Genomic DNA, 22782 nt, shown 5'->3' on the forward strand with positions numbered 1-22782 from the left:
AGACGTGAGCAGCAACCTGCAGGAGGAGCAGAACCATGACAGTTGAAATGACGACCCAGCCGTTCGTGCAGTCGGCTCGGTTTGTGACCATCAAACTGTGCGCCGCCATGACAGGGCTTTCACCGGCGGCCATCGAGAAGCGTATCGAACGAGGCTTGTGGCTGGAAAAAAAAGGAATGGCGACGCGGGCGCGACGGTCGCATTTGGATCGACACCAAGGGGATAGAGGCATGGGTTTTAGAGACGGAGTAGAGGTCCGGGAAAGAAGCATCCGACTGTTCTTCGTGCACGATGGCGCGCGGTGCCGCGAGACTCTGACGATGGCTGGCAAACCGCTCGCGCCCACGGCTGCCAACGTGAAGCACGCACACCGTGTTGCTGCCGAGATCCGGGACAAGATTCGGCTGGGAACCTTCGTGCTGGCTGACTTCTTCCCCGATAGCCCGAGAGCTTCCAGCGTAGCCCCGGCCGCCGAGGAAAGGAATTTCGGCAAGTGGTGCGAACTGTGGCTGCAGACTAAAGGGCGCTTGGCCAAGCGCACCCTCAGTCAGTATGAAAACGCCCTTGCCATCTGGCAGGGCCTGCTGGGGGCAGAGTCACCGATGGAGAAACTCACACATGCCACGGTGGCCGCCAAAGTCGGCGGCTACCCATGGAAGTCTGCCAAGCTGCTGAACAACTACCTGATACCCCTGCGTGGAGTGTTCATGTTGGCCGGGCGAGAACTGAAGACGGAAAACCCCATGGAAGGCATCGAGAACTCCAAGCACCAGGCGGCCGCACCTGATCCGCTATCGACTGCGGAGATGGAGCGCATCCTCGCCGACTTGAGGGAACGCTACGACCAGCGCGTGCACGCCTATTTCGAATTCGCCTTTCTCACCGGCATGCGGCCGGAAGAGCTGATCGCTTTACAGTGGGGTGACGTGGACTGGAACCACGGGACCATTCGCGTGGAGCGCGCCCGCACCGCAGGCGAAGAGAAGGAATTGAAGACGTATAACGCGCGAGACGTGGACCTTGTGGCGCGGGCCGTCGCCGCGCTGCAAACAATGAAGCCCTGGACATGCATGGGCGGAGTGGATTCGGCCATTTTCCAGAACCCGGTGACCAACCGCCCGTGGCATGACGAGCGAAGCCAGCGCGACCACTACTGGACCCCGAGCCTGCGCCGTCTGGGCATCCGTCGCCGGCGCGCATACCAAACGCGCCACACCTATGCCGCCAATGCGCTCGCGGCGGGGGTGAACCCCGCGTACATCGCCAGGCAGATGGGGCATAAGAATGCCAAGATGCTATTCAGCGTCTATGCCAAGTGGATCGACGGGGCAGACCGTGGGAGGGAAAAAGCGAATCTGGAAGCTGCACTCAGAAACGAAAAAGCCGCCTAAGAGAAGGCGGCTTAATCTGAATGGGAACCTGTGAAGTTCCCTGCAAGTTCCCCGAGATTCTGAAAGCTGGTTCCTTTCAGTGGAGAAACTTGGTAGGCGCGATTGGACTCGAACCAACGACCCCCACCATGTCAAGGTGGTGCTCTAACCAGCTGAGCTACGCGCCTGTGTGTATTCGAGAAGCGAGATTGTAGCAGTAAAAAATACACGTTTCAGGCAACTTTGCGCGCTTTCTTTCAACGGCGCCGCGCAGAGCGCACGCCTTGCACCGTGGCCACGATGCCGAGCACTTTGTTGAGCCGGCCGGAGTCGGCCACCTCCACCGTGAACGTCATCCAGGCCGTGCCTTTCACGGACTGCGTCTGAACGCCGATCACGTTGGTCTTCTCCCTGGCGAAGACCTCGGAAATGTCGCGCAGCAGGCCTTGCCGGTCTGCAGCCTCGACCGACACGTCCACCGGATAGACCGACGGGCCGGCACCGGCGGACGCCTTGGATTGCCCCCACTCCACTTCGATGACGCGTTCGGCACTGCGCGCCGCCATCTCGCGAAAATTGCTGCAGTCGGCGCGGTGCACGCTGACCCCTTTGCCGCGCGTGACGAAGCCCCGGATGCTGTCGGGCGGCGCAGGCTTGCAGCACTTGGCCAGTTGGGTCATCAGCGAATCGATGCCCACCACCAGCACCCCGCCCTTGGGCGCGGTCTCGGAGGTGCGCGTCTTCTTGAGCAGCAGGTAATCGTCCGGCTGCAGCACGGGTTCGGGCGGGCGCAGCAGCGTCTCGATGGTACGCAGCGAGAACTCGTCCTTGCCCACCACTTCGAACAAGGCGTCTGCCGTCTTGAAGCCCAGCTGCACGGCAAGATCGTCGAGCTTGATGGCGGTCTTGCCCTCGCGCTGCAGCAGCTTTTCCACTGCCTCGCGGCCCCGCGCCGTGGTCTCATGCGTGGCCTGGGCGTTGAACCAGGCACGCACCTTGGCGCGGGCGCGGTGGCTGGTGAGGTAGCCCAGCTCGGCATTGAGCCAGTCGCGCGACGGGCGGCCTTCCTTGACGGTGGTGATTTCGACCGTCTGCCCGTTCTGCAGCGGCGTGTTGAGCGGCACCATGGCCCCGTCGACACGCGCGCCGCGGCAACGGTGGCCGACACTGGTGTGCACCGCATAGGCGAAATCGACCGGGGTGGCGCCCTGCGGCAACTCCACCACGGCCGCGTCCGGCGTGAGCACGTAGATGCGGTCCTCGAACAGCCCCCCGTGCTGCACGGTGCCCGCCATGTCCCGCTCCCAGGCCAGCAACTGGCGCAGCACCGCGATCTTGGCGTCGTATTCGCCGGAGGCCGAAACGCCCGCATAGCCTTTGGTGCCGGCCTCCTTGTAGGCCCAGTGCGCGGCCACGCCATGCTCGGCGTGGTCGTTCATGGCCTGGGTGCGGATCTGGATTTCGATGGCCTTGCCCGTCTCGTCGCGCACGACGGTGTGCAGCGACTGGTAGCCGTTGGGCTTGGGCTTGGCGATGTAGTCGTCGAACTCGGCGTCGATGGGCTTGAAATGCTCGTGCACCCAGGACAGCGCGGCGTAGCAATCCTTCACCGAAGGCACCACCACCCGCAGCGCCCGGATGTCGAACACATGCTCGAAGTCGAGCGACTTGCCGCGCATCTTCTTGACGATGCTGTAGATGTGCTTGGGCCGGCCCTGCACGCTGGCGCTGATGCTGCGGCCGCAGTTCGGACTCCAGCCGGCCGCGAAGCTGCTCCATGTACACCTCGCGCTCGGCCCGCTTTTCGTCCAGCAGCCGGGCCACCTGCTTGTAGGTCTCCGGCTCCAGGAACCGGAAGGACAGGTCTTCCAGCTCCCATTTCATCTGCCAGATGCCGAGCCGATTGGCCAGCGGCGCGAACACCTGCAGGGCCTCGCGCGCGATGCCGGGCGACACGGCGCGTTTGGTGGCGGCATAGAAGCGCAGGGTTTGCAGACGCGAGGCCAGACGCAGCATCACGACGCGCAGGTCCCGGGAGAATGCGAGCAACATCTTGCGCACGTTCTCGGTCTGCGTGGCGGGGTCGTCCACCGGCTGCCCGGCAAGCTGGGCTTCGCGCGCCTGCTGCTGCACACGCATGAGCTTGGTGGTCTCCACAGCCAGGGCGGCAAAGTTCTGCCCGAAGGCTTTGGCGATGACCTCCTCGGGCTTGTTCAGGTGCGAGCAGGCATGCACCAGATAGCTGGCCGCCTGCATGGCTTCCGACCCACCGATGTTCTTGAGGATGGAGGCGACGGCTTCGGCATGCGCGAAGGTGTTCTCACCGGTCTCCAGCGTCTCGCTGGACAGCAGCGGTTCCGCAAAGGCCCGGGCCCGCGCCAGCGCGCCCGCTTGCTCGGGCAGCGACAGCGCCGTGGCAGCGATGAGCTGCGGCACGGCATCGGACCGGGGCGACGCGCTCCCCGCGCCCCCCTGGCCCTGCATGCCGGGAGTGGCGGTGGACAGACTCTTCACAGCCCACCTCTTTCGCCGGGGTCGAAGAGAAATGCCTCGACCGCATCCACCTGTTCGTCCGCCACCAGCGTCGGGGCGTGCCCCACCCCGCTCCACTCCACCACCTGCGCGCGGGGCCCGCGTTGCGACATGGCTTGCGCCGTCGAGCGCGAGAGCAGATCCGATTGCGCACCGCGAAGCAGCAGCGTGCGCGCACTGATCTGTTCATACAGCTGCCACAGCTGCGTCTCGCCCGCAACGGCGGCCTCCTGCGTCATCGCGCGAAACGGCTGGGCGATGGCCGGGTCGTAGTGCAGCACGAACCCACCCTCGGGCGCAGGCCGGAGCATGGCGCGCGACAACGCCAGCCACTGCGCCGGCGTATGGGGGCCGAAGCTGGAGGAGATCGTCCACAGGGCATCGGCTGCCTGCTGCTCCGTTTCGAAGTGGGCGGGCCGCCCGAGGTACTGGCCGATGCGCTGGAGCGCACTCCATTCGATCACCGGCCCTACATCATTCAGGACCAGCCTGCGCACCGGCACGGGAAGCGGCAGGCCCGGCTGGCCGCACAGCGCCATGCCGATCAGCCCGCCCATGCTGGTGCCCACCCAGTCCAGATGCTGGATGGGTGCACGGCCATGCACGTCGGCCAGCAGTGCCAGCATGTCGGCTGCATACACCGGCACCTGATAGGCCATGGGGTCGGCGAGCCAGTCGCTGCGGCCGCGGCCGGCCACATCGGGGCACAGCACACGGGCGTGGTGGGACAGACGGCGGGCGAGCACATCGAAATCACGCCCCTGGCGCGACAGGCCATGCACGCAAACCACCACATGGGGATGGCCCGGCTGGCCCGTCGCGTTCCATTCCCAATACGCCATGCGATGGCTGGCGGCTGCATCGTCCGCCGAGCCCTCCTTGGCAGCGATTCCAGGGCAATTCACGTAATTCAGCGTAGGCTCGGTCATGGGAACGAATTCGTCGCGGGGGCGCTCGATAATGGTTGCGTTCATCCTAATTCATTCGGAGAGACTCACATGCTTCAAGGCAAAACCGCCCTCGTCACCGGCTCCACGAGCGGCATCGGACTGGGCATCGCCAAGGCGCTCGCGCGCCAGGGCGCCAACGTCGTCCTCAATGGTTTCGGCGATGTGGACGGCCCCCGTGCCGAGGTGCTGGCGGCCGGCGAAAGCCATGGCGCGCAGGTGGCCTACCACGGCGCCGACATGGGCCGCGCAGCGGACATCGAGGACATGATGAAGTACAGCGCCAGCCAGTTCGGGCGCGTGGACATCCTGGTCAACAACGCAGGCATCCAGCACGTGGCGAACGTGGAGGACTTTCCCGTCGAGAAGTGGGATGCCATCCTGGCGATCAACCTGACCAGCGCCTTCCACACATCGCGCCTGGCCCTGCCTCCAATGAAAGCGGCCAACTGGGGCCGCATCATCAACATCGCCTCGGTGCACGGGCTGGTGGCTTCGGCCCAGAAGGCGGCCTATGTGGCAGCCAAGCACGGCATCGTGGGCCTGACGAAGGTCACCGCATTGGAAACCGCCACCACCGGCGTGACCTGCAATGCGATCTGTCCCGGCTGGGTGCTCACGCCGCTGGTTCAGAAACAGGTCGATGCCAAGGCGGCCGACCAGGGCCTGTCGAACGAAGACGCCAAGAAGCAGTTGCTGAGCGAAAAAGAACCCTCGCTGCAGTTCACCACGCCCGAAGAACTGGGTGAACTGGCGGTGTTCTTCTGCTCGCCGGCGGCCAACAATGTCCGCGGCGTCGCCTGGAACATGGACGGTGGCTGGGCCGCCCAGTAAGAACGAAAAGCCTTAACCGCCCGATCACCGGCGCCCTGCCCTGGCATCCAGGGAAGGAGGCGGTCCGGCACGGGCGTCAGCCCGCCAACCCCTCAGCGCAGTTGCACGGCGCCAGAGACGTTCACCACCACCTGCGCCTTGCCGGCTTCCACCGGTACGGGCGCATCGGCGGACATCGACGACATCTTGGCCTCCATGGCCATCATGCGCGGCCGGGGGCCGGGGATCATCTCGTTGCTGTTCACCGCCACCTCCCGAAGCGTGTAGCCGCTGAAGCCGAAGCCGCGCGCCAGTTCATTCGCACGGGCCTTGAATTGCTCGATGGCCTTGGTCTGCGCCTCGCCCTCCACCTTCTCGCGGGCCTCGCGCGACAGATCGAAGGCGATCTGGCTGATCGGCATGGACTGGATCTTGCCGGCGGTGGTGGTGATGCGCGAGAAATCACGGCCCTGCAGGATCAGCTCGGCCCGGCCCTGCCAGCCGTTGATCTTGCCCTCCTTGCCATAGCGCGGGTACATGCCGAACGCGCCGGTGCGCACATCCATCTGGTCCGGCTGGGCAGAGCGCTTGGCCTCCGCCAACGCGGAGTCCAGCGCTTGCTTGAGCTGCGTCTGCACCGTGGCTGCATCGGCACCTTCCTTGCTAGTGGCCAGCGTGAGCACCAGCAGGTCCTGCTGGACATCCACGGTGCCGGTCGCGGACAGCTGCAGCACATTCTGCGGTGGCGGCATCACGGCGTTTTGGGAGAAAGCGGCGCCAGTGCACACCAGAAAAGCACCTGCAGCTATAATTTTTGTAGCAATTCTCATGATCGGAATCCTTGTGAAGAGAAAGTGGGCGGGTGCATCGGACACCCTTGACACGCTACGTTAACCGGTCCGGATCAATCGGCGGTAAAGGCCCGATAGCGTCTGTGCGTGGCGGGGCAAAACTTGTTAGTTTTGATTGACAAGATCGCGAATGTAACGAGGCTTATAGACCTTCCTAGGCACGCCCTGCAAGTCCATCAATGACCGCCTTACCGTTGCTTGACTCACTCCAAGACGCCTAGCAATTTCCGCTTTGGCCAAACCATCAGAAAACATCCGAGCAGCTGTCAACGCCAACTCGCCAGCCACGATCCTAGGCCGGCCAAATTGCACACCAGCGCGCATTGCAGCAACCTGCCCAGCAATCACCCTCTCCCTGATCGTTGAGCGCTCCAATTGAGCGAAGGCGCCGAGCGTTTGAAATGCACACACTCCCCATGCAGTAGTCGTGTCAAAAGGCTCTGACAACGACCGCAGCATGACCCCGCGCGCCTGCAGATCCTCATGAATCGCAAGAAGATCAAACAGAGACCGGGCAACCCTATCAAGCCGCCAAAACACAAACACGTCGCCGGACTGCATAGACGCCAAACACTGGCGCAGCACAGGCCGATGACTGACACCGCTAGCCTTTTCCTGAAACACCTCATGGACACCGGCTCGCTCCAGCGCATCAAGCTGTAGCCGCGTTTCCTGCTCGCGAGTCGAAACACGCGCATACCCAACCAACCTGCCCAGCTGCTGCTGCATTCATCCTCCTTATTTGCGAACGGGAACGAAACGAGAAAATATTGCTGCAATGCCCGTGTAGCCAAACGCCCCAAAAGGCCCTATTTCAGGCCGCATTGAGCAGTACCATCCAGCGCCAAAGGGGGAATTTCATGGGCACGATCATCGGTCTAGGATTGCTGCTACCAATCGCCATCGGCTGCATAGCTGCAGCCGTCATGTACTGGGTGTTAGCCAGCGGCATCCAGGCAGGCGTAACAGCAGGGCTATCACGCAGCACGATCAAGCTGCAGCACAACAGCGCAAGCGCCAGGACCCCAGGACACGCACCCGATGGGTTCGTATGGGTGCTGGTGCCGACAACCGCATTACCCCACTTTGCAGAGAAGCACGACCAGCCCATGCCGGACATGCGAGCTGACTAGCTAATTGGGCAACGACCCCTCGCGCCACTGACTGGCGACCTGACGCGGCGATATCAAACTGGGGTCAGGCTGGTGGACCTCAGGAATGGGCACGCTACGCACCGCCTTGGCATCCTGATGGGGATCATGAGAAGTGACCATCGGCACGCCCATGCCAATCTGCGGACTGTCACAGATGACAGATCTATCCTTGCCCTGCCAGGAGACAACGGCCATGCAATCGGCCAAGCGGCGCCATTTGTAGCCCATGGCCTGCAAGTCAGCATCAGTGACCGTAAAGACCGGCTGCCCATTCTGAGAAACAAGGATGACGCAGGCGGTTTTTGCCTGCATGACCATACAGCCGGAGAGATGCAAACCGCGCGCCTCCATGGGCTCAGGAGGCACTCTGACCTCCATGGCAGGCACCACGGATGACTTCTGATGATCGCCCGAGGTGCGCGGGGCGACAGACTGAGCGGCAGCGGCTGAGACCGGCTGAGGAGGCTGCAGCAAATGCCCTTTCTGCATGACCAGCACACCGGCCGGCGTGGCGGGTTTAGCAGGCTGCGACTTCGGCCCGAAAATCCTGAAACCCAACCACACAAAACCGATAGCAGCCACCGCAAACATGATGCGCGATAGCCTGCGCCATTTGACATTGGCCGGCTGCACATCCTGCGCAGACGCCTCGATGACCGCAGCACCTTGCGTATGGCTTTTGTACAGGCCAAAGTACTGCGGTTTGTATGGCCTCTGATCCGAAGACACTTCGCCGCCGTTGAGGCCAGCGAACACGCGCCTTATATAGGTTTCCGCATCACCCAGGAATGCGGCCTTGCGCACGCGAATGTGCATTTCCGCCAGGCCCGCCACCTCCTCCTCGAGCGCGCGCATGCGCTGAGTCATCAACAGCACATCGACGCCGAAATGACGGCTGATCTTGAACCACTGGATGACCTCATCGGCCGTGAAGCGACCCTTACGCGTATTCTCCTTTGGAAAACTCACATGGCACTCATCAATGACGAACAGTGCGCCCACGTTCCCATCCCCCCGCCACTCGTCATAAAAGTCCCAAACGCCACCGAACAAGCGCTGGTTTGCAGGGGGCGTGCGGGCAGGTTTACCGTTATGCACAATCATCGTCTGCACGGCAGGCTGCACACGACGACCCAGGACAGACAACCCGCGAGAGGGGAAATTGAAAGATTCGTCCTCAGACTGATCCTCAAACTCCCCAACGATGAAGGCTTTCTCGCCACGGTTTGCGGCTTCAGCATCCCACCTGCCCAAGATAGGCATAGGGGCCTTACGCAACTCAATCAGGTCCAAGTAACCAGGATCAATCGCCGCAAATTGCTCCAGCTTCAACGGGAGATTGGTAATGACCTTGCGCCCCATCTTGAGCGCTGGCAAGACGTGGTAAACCACGGCCTCATAGCTCTTTCCAGAGCCCGGAACGCCTTCAAGCAGATTGATCATGATCCAAGCCGTGTGAATGGAATCAACTGCAGGACCAGCCTAATGCCGATCGCTGCAACGATGATGCCGAACGCCGTTCCAAGCCCGATGGTTTGCATCATCAACGTGACCTCAGGAGGGACACCAGCCCAGATGCCCGCCAATCTGGCGACCATCTCATCCATGCCCGTAATGCCATCGATCAGGGTCTTGACCAAGCCGAAGACCTGTTCCAGAGACCACAAGAAAAAATCCTGCAGGATGATGACCAGCGATTTGAAAAAGCGTGGGACGAGCTCGAAAAACCAATCGATGAAGCCATCGAGCTTGTCCACCACCTTTTGGATACCGTTGACGATCGCACGTATCGCCGACGTGATTCCCGATTCTTCGGCCATGGGTCAACCTCCAAAAATCAGCGAGCGGGCGAGCCACAGCGCCGTGATCAATATGCAGATGCGGATGAACGGCCAAACCGCAGCAGGCGGGGACACGTCCACAATTCCAAAGTTCACAATGCCCAAATTCAACGGCACCTTGAACGACAAGGGAGAACCGCCGTTGTCCGAAATGTCAGGCATAAAAGCACGCGCGAGAACGTTGAACTTGCCCTGATCGCCACCCAAGCCAGATGCCTCCCAAACGCCTTTAATGCCCTTGGGATACTTGCTTTCGTACAGGTCGGGCTGACCGTGTTCCTTGCCACTACCCACCGAACCCACATCACCGACACCTTCGGATTCACCATTCCCGTTGCCGTTGCCATTGCCGTTTCCGTTCCCGGTCCCGTTTCCCGTATTGGTACCGTTGCCACGAGAGCTACCGGTAGGATCCGTCAAGCCCCTGCAAACCGGGTTTTTAGGATTGGCATTGCAGTAATTGGCACGGTCCACGCCATTGGTCACCGTGACGGTCGAATCACCGCCAGCCGAAGGCTTGCGAGTTTCTGTGACTGTGCAGCTTTCACGCTTGCAATCGACCTGAGTGGTCACATCGACACTGTTGCCCGCCGTATCACGGATGCGAGTCCAATCAACGCCCGTTTGCTCGCCGCTGCTGCGGTCGATACACACGTCCACGCCGTTCACCCGCCCTTTTTGCCCGCCCTTGCAATCGCTGTCAGGCTTGCTCGCATCAATAGGCTTTGTCGGGTCTTCCGCTTCGCCCAGGCCAAGGGCACAGGCCAACCCTGCAACCTGATTTCCAGTGCCCGTACTGATGCCACGTGCGCCCCAGGAATCTCCCTCAGTGACCCAACCAGAGCCAGTATCAAACGATGCAGCACCCGTGAACTCATGCAAGCAGCCGAGAGGCTTTCCACCACTACCGGTCTGACCACTGTCCACACAAACATTCGTGGGCTTTCCGAGGGGAATTTTTCCGTTGACACGGCCTCCTCGGTCCGGGTTTCCGACTGCATTCCAAAGGTTATTGGCAACGTTGCATTTGCCATCATCCGTGTCCCAATACGGATCAAGCGGCTTGATGCACTGGCCAGCTTCATTTCGGACCTCGCCCGCGGGACAAGGGGGCAGACACTCAACATCACGCCGGAACAACTGAAAGAGACTGACAGCAGTACCACTGTCCACAATCCTGCAAGACCCTTCACTCTGAACAGTGATGACCGTTGATGCACTGCCGTACCCAGGCACAGACTTAAGAACCGCACATGCCGCAGCAGTAGAGGCCTGAAACGTCTTACCGTTATCAGCAGACCACTCGACGCAGGTTGCTGCAGACACGGCCAAAGCAGCACTGCACAAACACAAAAAGGCCAATACAGGCCGAATCCATTGCAATTTAACCATTGCGCACCTGTATGCAAAAGACAAGGGCACTGACCGCCCCCATCACGGCCACCAGGACCAGGAAGAGAGCGAGCAGTGCCCCTATCAGCATGGCGAGACCTTACGCCTTGCGCACGCCGCGCTTGCCCAGGTCGATGCCCTTGAAGGCCATGTGAATGCCGATGACGGCCACGCCGATGACCACGACAGCGGATGCAACGGTGGTGAGGTCGACTGCTGCGAAGATTTCAGACATATTGGATGCTCCAAAAAAAAATACGGTGGGCCGCGATATGCGGATTGCACCCGGATGCCCTGCACGCAAGGCGACCGGCTGAAATCAGGCCTTTGAAATGAGCTTGATGCCCAAACTGATGACGAATCCGAGAAACCACCACGTGACGACCGATCCGGCGCCAAAGACGTAAGCGGCCAAAATGACTTCTGGGGTCAAGCCCAGCGCCGCGAAATCCTCGACACGCGAGAAAGACAGGAACGCCTGCTGATCCGCCGGACACGGCAGCGTCTGGACGTTGCAGACGATAAAGTTCATGGCTATTCATCGCCCCAAATCAGATCGCCGCACTCAGGGCAAACCAACACACCAGCAGCGTCTGCCGTTTCGGAATCACTCACGAAATCATCGACATTGCCCTTATGGCCACAGTGCGGGCAATCCTGTTCGTCATCCATGTTTTCCATCCTTTCTGTTTAGTTTTACTAAACACTCTGAGCAAAAAAAAAGACCAGGAACGAATCGAGAGCTACATTCGGTCCACAACACGTTTTGAAACCCTCAGAAAGACACCGGCCGGTGGAGCTGGGTCAGGTCTATAACCTGAGCCCGATGCCAGGGCTCTGCATGGTCCTCAATCAACTGGGCACAGTCCTCGAGGTCCACGACAGGGCAGGCTTCACGCAACGACATGACCCATTCAGGCTGACCGTCATCCATAGACGGCGCCAGGAATGCCCCCGTAGTGCCGGATTGGATGACGTAGGCCATTACGCTGCTTTCTTGGCCTGATCGACCGGCCGAATGTCCACCAGCGTGAGCTTCGTTGCATCCTGCGCGCCGGCTTGCATTTCGAAGGTTGCGACAGCCTTCACCGGCAGACTGTTTCCCAGGTGCGCCCACTTGTCGAATTCCTTCGCATCACCGAGCTTGAAGGGGCGGGTTGCACGGCCGATGCTGCGGCCTGCACTGTTTTCAGCGAGATCCACTTCGCAATGGAACGTGGTGGAACTGAATGCACGGCCCTCGATGGTTCCTTCGCTTTCCTTGACGCCGTGAACGATGACTTCGGATTGAAATTTCATGATGGTTTCCTTTGGTCTTTTGTTGAGGGCTATGCCATGGCGTGACCAGCGCCGGCACCCTTGGTGACTCGTTTGAATGCCTTTGCATACGCGCAGGCGATTTCCTGTTTTCCAAACCGCTGCAGACGGCCAGGAGCCTTTTTGTGCATGACGATTTCGAGAAACTCATCGATGCCCAAATGCTCGAAAGCCAAGGCGATACTGGGCGCAGCAACATCGATTTGCCAACGCACATTGCGGACTACTTCGGCCTCGATGGTTTCAGCAGCCAAACGGGGATTGCATGGCACATGGACCTGAAACGAAACGGCTTCGGCTTCGGCCAATATCGCGGCATGCCAATCACTGGCGCCCGCGAAAAAATCGGCAGGACGGCGGAGCATGTTGGTGTTCAAGACGCGGGCTTTGTTGCCCCAACGCAGCTCAGCGCGCATCCAGCAGGATTCATCCTTGTCGCCGAAAAGCTGGTGGCCCTTTTCGTACACATTGGTTTGCTTTCCAACTTCCTTGGAACCAACGTAGAACGACCGCCCTTTGCCGTTGGACCAGTCGCCAACCATGTTGCACTTGAGGCGACGACCGCCTGAGTCCATCAAACCCGCTTCATAGTCGGCCTTGACACGATCCATGCCGCCACGGATGCCGTCGAAAAAGTCAAGGGCAAGATCGCAACGGGTGATAACGCCTGCAACGTCATCAATCAGATTGGCCATGTGGTCGCGCCAACCGGATTGGGCAAACGTGCAAGCAGAGCCATACACGTTGACATGCATGGTTTTAGCCTGGGCTTGCTGGCGAGGGCTATCGCCCGAGGCCAAATAGCCAACCCAACCCACCTCAACGTCGTTGCGCTCGATGGACCAACGACGACCATAGAAGTCATGACCCTTGCGGACCTCAGGGGCGACCATGTAGTCGGGGCCGAGGGTTTCACAAACGCGCTGAGCCAATTCCATAGCCTGAGCAGCAGGGGAAAAATCGGCATCCTTGCACTGGGCCAGGAGCTTGCGAAGGCGCATCAAACGCACACCGCGCTGATCGCGCTCCATGCCGCTGACTGGCTCGAATTCGTCGTCCGCCGAAGGCGTAGGGAAAAGGATTTCAGGACCGGGCAAGGGAGCGTTGCGCAGCAAGACCGTGAAACGAACCCAGTCCACATGCACAGGGACGCCGGTGGCCAACCGTTCAGCCTGTAAACGAACCTTGACCTGATTGCCATCGAGGACCAAGGCACACGTTTGGGCATGCTTGTTCAAAACCGACTTCGCGGGGCGGGTCATGCTGTCACTCCAGGCGTGGGCTCTGCCACTTTTTTTGTTATCCCCGTGATTACCATCGGGGAGGGCTTGCGCCCCTGCCGCCTGCGCGGACGCCTCCCCCGCCAGCGGGGCCCCCTCCGCGCCGAGCGCAGCCGAGCAAACACCATGGCAAGCAGGGACAAATGCAGGGCGAATCTCGCGAACCATGACACGGGGCACGGGTTGCACGCAGGTCAACATGGGCATGCTGCCCATACCCTGCCCCGTCAAGCTCGCTACGCTCGACGCGCTAGTCGCGCTTTGACGGGTCCCCAGGTTGTCTCCAGGGAGGGGGCAGGCAGGCATACGGGGAGGCTCGGGCCGCGCGTCAACAGGGGACAGAAACAAATAGCCAGGGAGCAGCCCAACAACAGCGCCAAGGACTGCAACGACACCAAATTTGAAGCCGTTCATGGAACCCCCGCACCGTCCCAGGTGGCCCAGGAAATGATATGGATAGCCGTATGACGCATCAATTCATCCAGGCGATCAAGCTGCGCCTGATTGTTGAGGGTGCGCCGCTGCTTACACAACCGATCATGGATGCTGTGCAACTGAACCAGATACCGGGCGTTATCGCTCATTGCAGCACCCCGTTTTTCCGGGCACCGTAGAGGCCGACTTGCTTCCAATTGCGATTGCACTCAGCAAACCGGACCATCGACTGCAGCAACTCGTTCACGCTGCAATCCAACGTTGCAGCAGTCTCCCGGAGCTTTGCGATGATTTCAGGACGGTCGGTGTAGTCGATCCGCGCCCTTTCGGCACGGTAAGCAGCCTTGCGCGCGGCGGCATCAACATGCTTTGCAGGCCGGCCCTTGCGCTTTTCGTTCCCGGCAACGGATTGAATGCCACCCTCTCCGCCAACCTGAGCGACCAGGGCTGCAGATGCACCTGCACAGACGGGAGGGCAGCAATCGTTAGCCGCGTCAAACGCAGCAAATTCTTCAAAACCGAGTTGGAGGGCTGGCATCATGAAGCACTCACTTCGGAGGATTCATGAGCGATCAACCCAACAACATCAGAGACGCCGAGGCCCAGATCAGCCAGTTTCTGGAGAGCGTCCGAGATCGCATGGCGGAAATCGGCGCCGCCAGCGAAATACCCACCGAGCACGCATTCCTTATCGCCTACGACCTCGGAAACCAGATGCGCCACGGGTACACCCAGCGCAAGCAACAGACTCTCTCTGACATGAGCAGGACAAGCACTAGATTCCAGGACAGCGACAAGCCCGAGGGAATAGCGCACGGACTCATCATTGAAGGATTTATCACTGGCTGGATAGGAATTGACAAACTGAGCAAGTGAAGAAAACTGCAGGGCTGGCATGTGTCGCTCCATGGGTGTAAAGTCAGAAGCGTTAACTTTCCATTCAATTTAGAAAATTAACTTTCGTTTTGAAAATTATATTTCAAATTGAAAACTTTTACCTGGAGAAATAGCTATGAATGCAATTGAGGCAATAGTCGGAGTCTATAAGTCGAAATGTGGAATGCGATTCGACAAAGAAGCAGCACAAGCTCTAGGACTGGATGGCAGCACCTTCTCTAACTACATGAAAGGCAGACGCAGACTGCCGGACATGGCCATCGCAAAAATGGCGGAAAGCGCAAACCTTGATGCTATGCAAGTGATAGCAGCAATGAACCTGTGCTACGAGAAAACTCCAGAGGAAGAAAAGGAGTTTTGGGCCAAAAAACTAGCGTCCTACACCGGGCAAATCTTGTAACAGTTGGTCAGGTATCTGGCAAAAAGCCGAACTTCGGGGTTCAAGGTGGTCAGAATCGGCTCTGTTACAAATAGGACTTGGGAAACAAATGGCCTCAACAACCAACCGTACCGACAAGATTCTCGTGGTGGATGACGACGCCCGCATTCGCGATTTGCTGCGGCGCTATCTCACGCAAGAGGGCTTCGAAGTCATGGTTGCGGAAGATGGCAAGGCCCTCAACCGCATTCTGCTGCGCGAAACCGTGGACCTCATCGTGCTGGACCTGATGATGCCCGGCGAGGACGGCCTCTCGATCTGCCGCCGCCTTCGCGCCGCCAACGATCGCACTCCCATCATCATGCTGACCGCCAAGGGCGAGGACGTGGACCGCATCGTGGGCCTGGAAGTGGGCGCCGACGATTACCTGGGCAAGCCGTTCAATCCCCGCGAACTGCTGGCCCGCATCCACGCGGTGCTGCGCCGCAGGCCGCCGCAAGAGGCGCCGGGCGCTCCGTCGGGCGACAACGAGGTCGTCACCTTCGGTCCCTTCACCTTTGATCTGGGCACGCGCGCACTGCAGCGCAGCGGCGAAGAGCTGCCACTCACCACCGGCGAGTTCGCCATGCTGAAGGCGCTGGTCCGCCATCCACGGCAACCGCTGTCGCGGGAAAAGCTGGCCCTGCTGGCGCGTGGCCGCGAGTTCGAGCCGTTCGACCGCAGCCTGGACGTGCAGGTGTCCCGCCTTCGCAAGCTGGTCGAGGTGGACGCCGCGGCGCCGCGCTACATCCAGACGGTCTGGGGCGTGGGCTACGTGTTCGTGCCGGACGGCACGAGCTGATCTCCCTTTTGCCGAGGGCCGCGTTTTCTCCGTGGCGCCCTCTGCCCTTCGGCAATTTCCCGATGATTCTCACGACATGAGCGCCAACTACGAAGCAGCGTCGTCCGACGCCACCAGCCCTGCCCCCCTGGAGGCCCCCGTGTACCTGCGGGCGCAGCGTGCACGGGTGGGGCTGAACCTCTTCTGGCGCACGTTCTTCCTGCTCGCGCTGCTGCTGGTGGGCAGCATCCTGGCCTGGCTGCAGACGCTGCGGGCGCTGGAGTTCGAGCCGCGCACGCTGCAGACGGCGCAGCAGATCGCCTCGCTGGTGAACCTGAGCCGCGCGGCGCTGGTGCATGCCGATGCGATCGCGCGCGTCTCGCTGATCAAGACCATGGCCGACCAGGAAGGCGTTCGCATCCTGCCGCGCGAGCCGTCCGACCGCTTCGACCTGCTGGACGCCTCGGCGCTCGGCATGCGGCTGACCGAAGAACTCACTACCCGCCTGGGGCCGGGCACCATCGTGGCGAGCAACGTCAATGGCGAAAGCGGCCTGTGGGTGGGCTTCACCATCAACGGCGACCCCAACTGGCTGCTGATGGACCGGTCCCGCTTGAGCGCGGCCGGGGGCAAGACCTGGATGATCTGGCTCATCACCGCCGCGGCCCTGTCGCTGGCGGGTGCCGCAGCCATCGCGCGCCTCATCAACCGGCCGCTCAAGCAGCTGTCGTATGCCGCCAACCGGGTGCGCGACGGCGACTTCGCCGCCAGCCAGCTCGACGAAGAAGCCGTGACCAGCGAAATCCGCGAGGTGAACATCGGCTTCAACCGCATGGCGCAAAAGCTCGCCAAGCTGGAGCAGGACCGCGCCGTGATGCTGGCGGGCATTTCGCATGACCTGCGCACGCCCCTGGCCCGCCTGCGGCTGGAAACCGAAATGAGCGTGTCGGACAACGTGGCCCGCGAACACATGGTGGCCGACATCGTGCAGCTCGACGCCACCATCGACAAGTTCCTCGACTACGCCCGCCCCGACAACGTGACCCTGAACCCGGTCAACCTGCATGGCGTGGTGTCGTCGTGCGTGTACGCCGTGCAGGACCATCGCGAGCTGCAGATCTCGATGAACGTGCCCGAGGACCTGAACGTGCTGGCCGACGAGGTCGAACTGGCGCGCGTGATCTCCAACCTGCTCGAGAATGCCCGCCGCTACGGCAAGACGCACGACAGCGGCACGGCCACCGTGGACATCGCGGCCAAGGGGCGCGAGAAGTGGGTGCTCATCAAGGTGCGCGACCACGGCCCGGGCGTGCCGCCGGAGCAGCTGGCCAACCTGACCAAGCCGTTCTTCCGCGGCAATTCGGCCCGCACGGCGGCCGCCGGCGCGGGCCTGGGCCTGTCCATCGTGGACAAGACCGTGCAGCGCATGGGCGGCATCTTCGCCCTGGCCAATTCGGGATCGGGCGGCCTGGTGGCCCACATCCAATTGCAGCGGGCGACCGACCTGCCCGGCGGCAAGGACCCCAAGCAGCGCCTGCAGCGCCCGCAGATCAAGCGCAACCTGCCCCCGCGCCGCCCTAAGCCGGCGAAGGCTTGACGAACAGCAGCGTCGCGGCCCGGGCCTCCATGGCGAGGCCCTGCCCCACCGGGCCGAGCCGCTCGGCGGTCTTGGCCTTCACGTTGACCTGACCCTCCTGCAGCGACAGCGCCTGCGCGATGCGGGCCCGCATCGCGGGGATGTGGGCGGCCAGACGCGGCGCCTGCGCGATCACCGTGCTGTCGATGTTGCCGATCTCGTAGCCCTGCGCGCGCACGCGCCGCGCGGCCTCCACCAGCAGTGCCACGGAATCCGCGCCTTTGAACGTGGGGTCGGTGTCCGGGAAGTGGCTGCCGATGTCCCCCAGCGCCGCGGCGCCCAGCAACGCGTCGGTGATGGCGTGCAGCAGCACGTCGGCATCGGAATGGCCGAGCAGGCCCATGGTGTGCGGCACGTCCACACCGCCGATGACGAGGCGGCGCCCCGGCACCAGCGCATGCACGTCCCAGCCTTCGCCGATTCGGATGTTCATCGTTCGCGTTCCTGCAGGCGCTGCGCGCGCCTAAAAAATCGTCTTGCCCGGCACGGCCGAGGCTTCGCCCCGGGCGCCGCCGAAGCGGTCCAGGGTGGCGGCATGCATGCGCTGCGCCAGCACCGCCTCGGCCAGCGCGAAGTCGGCCGGGTAGGTCACCTTGAAGTTCTGCGCGCCGCCCGGCACCAGCCGGGGGTGCAGGCCCATGGCCTCCATGGCGCTCGCTTCGTCGGTGGCCACCGGGCCCAGGTGCTCCAGCGCCTGCCGCAGCGGCCCGAGGCGGAACATCTGGGGCGTCTGGGCGAGCCACTTGTCGGTGCGGTCCACCGTGGAGGACACGCGCACGCCGCCCGGGCCGTCAATCGCGGTCTTGAGCGTGTCGGCCAGCTTGTGGGCCAGCAGCCCGCCCACGGCGTCGTCGGCGCAGGCGTCGATCAACGCGTCGATCTGCGCCGTGGTGACCAGGCAGCGGGCCGCATCGTGCACCAGCACCCAATCTTCGGGCAGCGCGCCGCGCTCTTGCAGCACGCGCAGGCCGCCCAGCACCGTCGCCGCGCGGGTGGCGCCCCCCGCAGGGGGCCACGAAGAAGGTGGGCTGAGGCTGGCCGTCGAAAAAACGCATCGCCCGGGGCCACGGCCACCAGCGTGCCCAGCAGCCGGCCCACGCCGGCGAACGCGGCCAGGGTGTGCAGGACCATGGGATGCCCGGCCACCGGCTGGTACTGCTTGGGCAGCACCGGCACCTGGCCTGCCGCCACCCGGTCGATCCCCGAAGGCTGCGCCACCGCACGGGCGCCCACGCCGGCACAGGGCACCAGGGCCCAGAAACGCCCCTGGCCGGAGAGCGGTGGCGGCGAAAGGTGCGGGAGCAGATCGGTCATGGGGCGGCCATTGTAGGAGGGGCGGGCGTCCCCATCTGACAACGTGCGCCGAGAGCACGCCCGCCTAGAATTGCCACTCGCCCGCACCGCCCGACCGCCGCGCACACCGCGCCCCCGGGGCCGGTGTCCCGGGCCCGACGCACCGCCACCCGCATGGACCTCCCCAAACTCATCCCCGGAAAACGTTTCACCCTGCCACGCCCGGTGGGCAGCGCCGATGCCCTGCTGCTGGCGCGCCTGGGCGAGCGAGAGAAAGCCGCGCGGCGCACCACCGCCATCGTGACGGCCGACGCCACCGATGCGCGGCGCCTCATCGACGAGATGGCGTTCTTCGCCCCCGAGCTGCGCTGCGCGCTGTTCCCCGACTGGGAGACGCTGCCCTACGACACGTTCTCCCCGCACCAGGACCTGATCAGCGAGCGCCTGGCCACGCTGTGGCGCATCAGCCAGGGCGACGCGGACGTGGTGCTGGTGCCGGCCACCACGGCGCTGTACCGGGTGGCGCCGCCCTCCTTTCTCGCGGGCTACACCTTCCACTTCAAGGTCAAGCAGAAGCTGGACGAGGCGAAGTTCAAGGCGCAGCTCACGCTGGCGGGCTACTCCCACGTGTCGCAGGTGGTGAGCCCGGGCGAGTACGCGGTGCGCGGCGGGCTGATCGACCTCTTTCCCATGGGCTCGCTGGTGCCTTACCGCGTGGACCTGTTCGACGATGAGATCGACAGCATCCGCACGTTCGATCCGGACAGCCAGCGCAGCCTGTACCCCGTGCCGGAGGTGCGCCTGCTGCCGGGCCGCGAATTCCCGATGGACGACGACGCGCGGGCCAAATTCCGCAGCCGCTGGCGCGAGATGCTGGAGGGCGACCCGACCAAGAGCCGCATCTACAAGGACATGGGCAACGGCGTGGCCACCGCGGGCATCGAGTACTACCTGCCGCTCTTCTTCGACGAGACGGCGACCGTGTTCGACTACCTCGGCGCCGAGGCCACCGTGGTGCTGCACGGCGATCTGGAGCCGGCCTTCCAGCGGTTCTGGCAGGACACGAAGGACCGCTACCGCCTGATCCAGGGCGACCCAGACCGCCCGGCCCTGCCGCCGGAAGCGCTGTTCCTCACCACCGAGCAGTTCTACACCCGTGCCAAAGCGCACCCGCAGCTCGCCTTGCGACCGGGCGTGGAGGACATTGCCGACAACGCCCATTTCCAGAAGCTGGGCGACCTGTCGGTGGCGCGCGGTGCCGAAGACCCCCTGGCGCGCCTGCACGCCCACATCCGCAACACCCCGCACCGCGTGCTGCTGCTGGCGGAAAGCGCCGGGCGGCGCGAGAGCCTGCTCGATTTCCTGCGCGCCTCTCAGTTGAGCCCGCCGGCCTTCGACTCGCTGGCCGAGTTCCAGACCCATGCCGAGGAGAAGGTGGGCATCGCCACGGCCGCCGTCACGACGGGCTTCAGCTGGCTCGGCGACGGCATCGACTTCGTGACCGAGACGGAGCTGTTCGCCGCCGGCGCCACCACGCGCCGGCGCAAGAAGCAGGAGCAGGTGAGCGATGTCGAGGCGCTGATCAAGGACCTGTCCGAGCTCAACGTGGGCGACCCGGTGGTGCACAGCGCGCATGGCATCGGCCGCTACCACGGGCTCATCAACATGGACGTGGGCCAGAAGAACCCCGACGGCACGCCCGCGCTGCAGGAATTTCTGCACCTCGAATACGCCGACAAGGCGGTGCTGTACGTGCCCGTCAGCCAGCTGCAGCTCATCAGCCGCTACACGGGTGTGAGCGCCGACGAGGCGCCGCTGCACAAGCTGGGCAGCGGCCAGTGGGAGAAGGCCAAGCGCAAGGCGGCCGAGCAGGTGCGCGACTCCGCGGCCGAGCTGCTCAACATCTACGCCCGCCGCGCGGCGCGCGAAGGCCACGCCTTCCGCTACTCGCCACAGGACTACGAGCAGTTCGCCAACGACTTCGGCTTCGAGGAAACGGCCGACCAGAACGCGGCCATCCACGCGGTCATCCAGGACATGATCTCGCCCCGCCCCATGGACCGCCTGGTCTGCGGCGACGTGGGCTTCGGCAAGACCGAGGTGGCCCTGCGCGCGGCCTTCGTGGCCGTCACGGGCGGCAAGCAGGTGGCGTTCCTCGCACCCACCACGCTGCTGGCCGAGCAGCACTACCAGACGCTGATGGACCGCTTCGGCAAGTGGCCGGTGAAGGTGGCCGAGGTGTCGCGCTTCCGTTCGGGCAAGGAGATCACCTCTGCCATCAAGGGCATTGGCGACGGCACGGTGGACATCGTGGTGGGCACGCACAAGCTGCTCTCCGAATCCACCCAATTCCACAACCTGGGCCTGCTCATCATCGACGAGGAGCACCGCTTCGGCGTGCGCCACAAGGAGCAGATGAAGGCGCTGCGCGCCGAGGTGGACGTGCTCACCCTCACCGCCACGCCCATCCCACGCACGCTCGGCATGGCGCTGGAGGGCCTGCGCGACCTGTCCGTGATCGCCACGGCGCCCCAGCGGCGCCTGGCCATCAAGACCTTCGTGCGCAACGAGGGCACGGGCGTGATCCGCGAGGCCGTGCTGCGCGAGCTCAAGCGCGGCGGGCAGTGCTACTTCCTGCACAACGAGGTCGAGACCATCGAGAACCGGCGCCAGAAGCTGGAAGAGATATTGCCCGAGGCCCGCATCGCCGTGGCCCACGGCCAGATGCCCGAGCGCGAGCTGGAAAAGGTCATGCGCGATTTCGTGGCGCAGCGCTACAACATCCTGCTGTGCTCGACCATCATCGAGACCGGCATCGACGTGCCCACGGCCAACACCATCATCATGAGCCGCGCCGACAAGTTCGGTCTGGCGCAGCTGCACCAGCTGCGCGGCCGCGTGGGCCGCAGCCACCACCAGGCCTATGCCTACCTGATGGTGCCGGACATCGAGGGCCTGACCAAGCAGGCCGCGCAGCGGCTCGACGCCATCCAGCAGATGGAAGAGCTGGGCAGCGGCTTCTACCTGGCCATGCACGACCTGGAGATCCGCGGCGCGGGCGAAGTGCTGGGCGAGAACCAGAGCGGCAACATGCTGGAGGTGGGGTTCCAGCTCTACAACGAGATGCTGTCGGAGGCCGTGCGCTCGCTCAAGGCGGGCAAGGAGCCCGACCTGCTGGCGCCGCTGTCCGTCACCACCGACATCAACCTGCACGCGCCCGCGTTGCTGCCCAATGACTACTGCGGCGACGTGCACCTGCGCCTGTCGTTCTACAAGAAGCTGGCCACCGCAAAGACCACCGACCAGATCGACAGCCTGCTGGAGGAGATCGTGGACCGCTTCGGCAAGCTGCCGCCGCAGGCGCAGACCCTGATCGACGTGCACCGCCTGCGCTGCATGAGCCAACCCTATGGCGTGGTCAAGGTGGATGCGGCGCCCGGCGTGATCCACATCACCTTCAAGCCGCAGCCGCCGATCGATCCGATGAACATCATCCACCTGATCCAGAAGAACAAGCACATCAAGCTGGCCGGCAACGAGAAGCTGCGCATCGAACGCGAACTGCCCGAGGCCAAGGACCGGGTGCAGATGGTGCGCGACGTGCTGCGCAGCCTGGGGCAGCCGCTGGCGCAGGGCGCGCCCGCCTGACGGATGGCTTGGGACGGTGCCGTGGTGAGCGGCATGCCATGCACGGTGTTCGGTGCCTTCCGGCCGGGGCGCCCCGCCATCTGGCCGGACCCTTTGCATTCAGAGCGAAACGTGCCCTGAGCGCAATAAGTACTAGGGCATATAGCTATAAAAATAATAGCATCCGACATGCCAATC

The 22782-nt window shown here is 63.0% G+C and carries 24 protein-coding genes, 1 tRNA gene and 2 pseudogenes; 8 read left to right on the top strand and 19 right to left on the bottom strand.

The genetic code is table 11. The annotated features are described in order from the left end of the window. The first annotated feature begins 35 nt into the window (after positions 1 to 35). Entirely contained in the window at positions 36 to 1391 is a 1356-nt protein-coding gene (locus AC27KI_RS00455) for an Arm DNA-binding domain-containing protein (RefSeq protein ID WP_487112122.1), read from the top strand. A gap of 90 nt (positions 1392 to 1481) precedes the next feature. Here AC27KI_RS00455 and AC27KI_RS00460 read toward each other — a convergent pair. The 3 genes and pseudogenes from AC27KI_RS00460 to AC27KI_RS00470 form a co-directional block, all read right to left on the bottom strand. Beyond that, positions 1482 to 1558, bottom strand: a tRNA-Val gene (locus AC27KI_RS00460). Between the two features lie 69 nt (positions 1559 to 1627). Then, a pseudogene (locus AC27KI_RS00465) lies at positions 1628 to 3854 on the bottom strand (RelA/SpoT family protein). Positions 3855 to 3880: 26 nt separating this feature from the next. Next, positions 3881 to 4831 (bottom strand): alpha/beta fold hydrolase, encoded by a 951-nt coding sequence (locus tag AC27KI_RS00470; protein WP_487088007.1) that lies wholly within the window; start codon positions 4829 to 4831, stop codon positions 3881 to 3883. Between the two features lie 69 nt (positions 4832 to 4900). Here AC27KI_RS00470 and AC27KI_RS00475 point away from each other — a divergent pair, with 69 nt between their 5' ends. Further along, positions 4901 to 5683, top strand: a complete 783-nt coding sequence (locus AC27KI_RS00475; protein WP_284424867.1) for a 3-hydroxybutyrate dehydrogenase — start codon at positions 4901 to 4903, stop codon at positions 5681 to 5683. Between the two features lie 92 nt (positions 5684 to 5775). On the opposite strand, the gene AC27KI_RS00480 is transcribed toward AC27KI_RS00475, so the two are convergent. Further along, complete coding sequence (locus AC27KI_RS00480) at positions 5776 to 6492, bottom strand: SIMPL domain-containing protein (RefSeq protein ID WP_487087975.1); 717 nt, start codon at positions 6490 to 6492, stop codon at positions 5776 to 5778. A gap of 126 nt (positions 6493 to 6618) precedes the next feature. Further along, complete coding sequence (locus AC27KI_RS00485; protein WP_487112124.1) at positions 6619 to 7242, bottom strand: recombinase family protein; 624 nt, start codon at positions 7240 to 7242, stop codon at positions 6619 to 6621. Positions 7243 to 7373: 131 nt separating this feature from the next. On the opposite strand from AC27KI_RS00485, the gene AC27KI_RS00490 reads away from it, so the two are divergent. Then, positions 7374 to 7646, top strand: coding sequence for a hypothetical protein (locus AC27KI_RS00490; protein WP_487112126.1), 273 nt, complete (start codon positions 7374 to 7376; stop codon positions 7644 to 7646). Here AC27KI_RS00490 and AC27KI_RS00495 read toward each other — a convergent pair whose 3' ends face one another. From AC27KI_RS00495 to AC27KI_RS00505, 3 genes are read right to left on the bottom strand one after another with little or no spacing between them, the layout of a single operon-like run. Further along, positions 7647 to 9110 carry a zonular occludens toxin domain-containing protein gene (locus tag AC27KI_RS00495; RefSeq protein WP_487112128.1) on the bottom strand — a complete coding sequence of 488 codons (1464 nt, stop codon included), beginning with the start codon at positions 9108 to 9110 and terminating at the stop codon, positions 7647 to 7649. Next, positions 9107 to 9487: a DUF2523 family protein gene (locus tag AC27KI_RS00500; protein WP_284424515.1), complete on the bottom strand. Its 381-nt coding sequence runs from the start codon at positions 9485 to 9487 to the stop codon at positions 9107 to 9109. Before AC27KI_RS00500 ends, AC27KI_RS00495 begins: the two co-directional genes overlap by 4 nt. Before the next feature lie 3 nt (positions 9488 to 9490). Continuing rightward, complete coding sequence (locus tag AC27KI_RS00505; protein ID WP_487112130.1) at positions 9491 to 10390, bottom strand: hypothetical protein; 900 nt, start codon at positions 10388 to 10390, stop codon at positions 9491 to 9493. Between AC27KI_RS00505 and AC27KI_RS00510 the strand changes: the two genes are divergently transcribed. Beyond that, entirely contained in the window at positions 10385 to 10723 is a 339-nt protein-coding gene (locus tag AC27KI_RS00510; protein ID WP_487112132.1) for a hypothetical protein, read from the top strand. The genes AC27KI_RS00505 and AC27KI_RS00510 overlap by 6 nt on opposite strands. A gap of 277 nt (positions 10724 to 11000) precedes the next feature. On the opposite strand, the gene AC27KI_RS00515 is transcribed toward AC27KI_RS00510, so the two are convergent. The 9 genes from AC27KI_RS00515 to AC27KI_RS00555 form a co-directional block, all read right to left on the bottom strand. Next, the gene (locus AC27KI_RS00515) at positions 11001 to 11135 is read right to left on the bottom strand and encodes a hypothetical protein (protein WP_487112134.1); all 135 of its coding nucleotides are present in this window, start codon (positions 11133 to 11135) and stop codon (positions 11001 to 11003) included. A gap of 84 nt (positions 11136 to 11219) precedes the next feature. After that, positions 11220 to 11432: a hypothetical protein gene (locus AC27KI_RS00520; protein ID WP_284407700.1), complete on the bottom strand. Its 213-nt coding sequence runs from the start codon at positions 11430 to 11432 to the stop codon at positions 11220 to 11222. 2 nt (positions 11433 to 11434) lie between these two features. Beyond that, positions 11435 to 11572, bottom strand: a complete 138-nt coding sequence (locus AC27KI_RS00525; protein WP_487112136.1) for a DUF8106 domain-containing protein — start codon at positions 11570 to 11572, stop codon at positions 11435 to 11437. 103 nt (positions 11573 to 11675) lie between these two features. Continuing rightward, on the bottom strand, positions 11676 to 11885 hold the full coding sequence (locus AC27KI_RS00530; RefSeq protein ID WP_284424511.1) for a hypothetical protein: 210 nt from the start codon (positions 11883 to 11885) through the stop codon (positions 11676 to 11678). Beyond that, the gene (locus tag AC27KI_RS00535; RefSeq protein WP_284407703.1) at positions 11885 to 12199 is read right to left on the bottom strand and encodes a hypothetical protein; all 315 of its coding nucleotides are present in this window, start codon (positions 12197 to 12199) and stop codon (positions 11885 to 11887) included. Before AC27KI_RS00535 ends, AC27KI_RS00530 begins: the two co-directional genes overlap by 1 nt. 29 nt (positions 12200 to 12228) lie before the next feature. Beyond that, the gene (locus tag AC27KI_RS00540; protein WP_487112139.1) at positions 12229 to 13479 is read right to left on the bottom strand and encodes a replication initiation factor domain-containing protein; all 1251 of its coding nucleotides are present in this window, start codon (positions 13477 to 13479) and stop codon (positions 12229 to 12231) included. 428 nt (positions 13480 to 13907) lie between these two features. Continuing rightward, entirely contained in the window at positions 13908 to 14081 is a 174-nt protein-coding gene (locus AC27KI_RS00545) for a hypothetical protein (protein WP_487112141.1), read from the bottom strand. After that, positions 14078 to 14473 (bottom strand): hypothetical protein, encoded by a 396-nt coding sequence (locus AC27KI_RS00550; RefSeq protein WP_487112143.1) that lies wholly within the window; start codon positions 14471 to 14473, stop codon positions 14078 to 14080. The genes AC27KI_RS00545 and AC27KI_RS00550 overlap by 4 nt, the downstream gene beginning before the upstream one ends. Continuing rightward, on the bottom strand, positions 14470 to 14829 hold the full coding sequence (locus AC27KI_RS00555) for a hypothetical protein (protein ID WP_487112145.1): 360 nt from the start codon (positions 14827 to 14829) through the stop codon (positions 14470 to 14472). Before AC27KI_RS00555 ends, AC27KI_RS00550 begins: the two co-directional genes overlap by 4 nt. Positions 14830 to 14992: 163 nt before the next feature. Between AC27KI_RS00555 and AC27KI_RS00560 the strand changes: the two genes are divergently transcribed. The 3 genes from AC27KI_RS00560 (at position 14993) to AC27KI_RS00570 (ending at position 17625) form a co-directional block, all read left to right on the top strand. After that, a complete protein-coding gene (locus AC27KI_RS00560) occupies positions 14993 to 15229 on the top strand; it encodes a hypothetical protein (RefSeq protein ID WP_487112147.1) in 237 nt (78 codons plus the stop codon). A gap of 88 nt (positions 15230 to 15317) precedes the next feature. After that, positions 15318 to 16049 (top strand): osmolarity response regulator transcription factor OmpR, encoded by a 732-nt coding sequence (ompR, locus tag AC27KI_RS00565; protein ID WP_272564091.1) that lies wholly within the window; start codon positions 15318 to 15320, stop codon positions 16047 to 16049. Between the two features lie 76 nt (positions 16050 to 16125). Next, positions 16126 to 17625, top strand: a complete 1500-nt coding sequence (locus AC27KI_RS00570) for a sensor histidine kinase (RefSeq protein ID WP_272564092.1) — start codon at positions 16126 to 16128, stop codon at positions 17623 to 17625. Here the strand turns inward: AC27KI_RS00570 and ispF are convergent. Next, positions 17606 to 18097 carry a 2-C-methyl-D-erythritol 2,4-cyclodiphosphate synthase gene (ispF, locus tag AC27KI_RS00575; protein WP_284399393.1) on the bottom strand — a complete coding sequence of 164 codons (492 nt, stop codon included), beginning with the start codon at positions 18095 to 18097 and terminating at the stop codon, positions 17606 to 17608. The genes AC27KI_RS00570 and ispF overlap by 20 nt on opposite strands. Positions 18098 to 18127: 30 nt before the next feature. After that, positions 18128 to 18978: pseudogene (locus tag AC27KI_RS00580) on the bottom strand (IspD/TarI family cytidylyltransferase). Positions 18979 to 19131: 153 nt separating this feature from the next. Between AC27KI_RS00580 and mfd the strand changes: the two are divergent. Then, the gene (gene mfd / locus AC27KI_RS00585) at positions 19132 to 22605 is read left to right on the top strand and encodes a transcription-repair coupling factor (RefSeq protein ID WP_487112149.1); all 3474 of its coding nucleotides are present in this window, start codon (positions 19132 to 19134) and stop codon (positions 22603 to 22605) included. The last annotated feature ends 177 nt before the right edge of the window (positions 22606 to 22782 follow it).

Source organism: Acidovorax sp. KPB24-03, assembly GCF_057546605.1.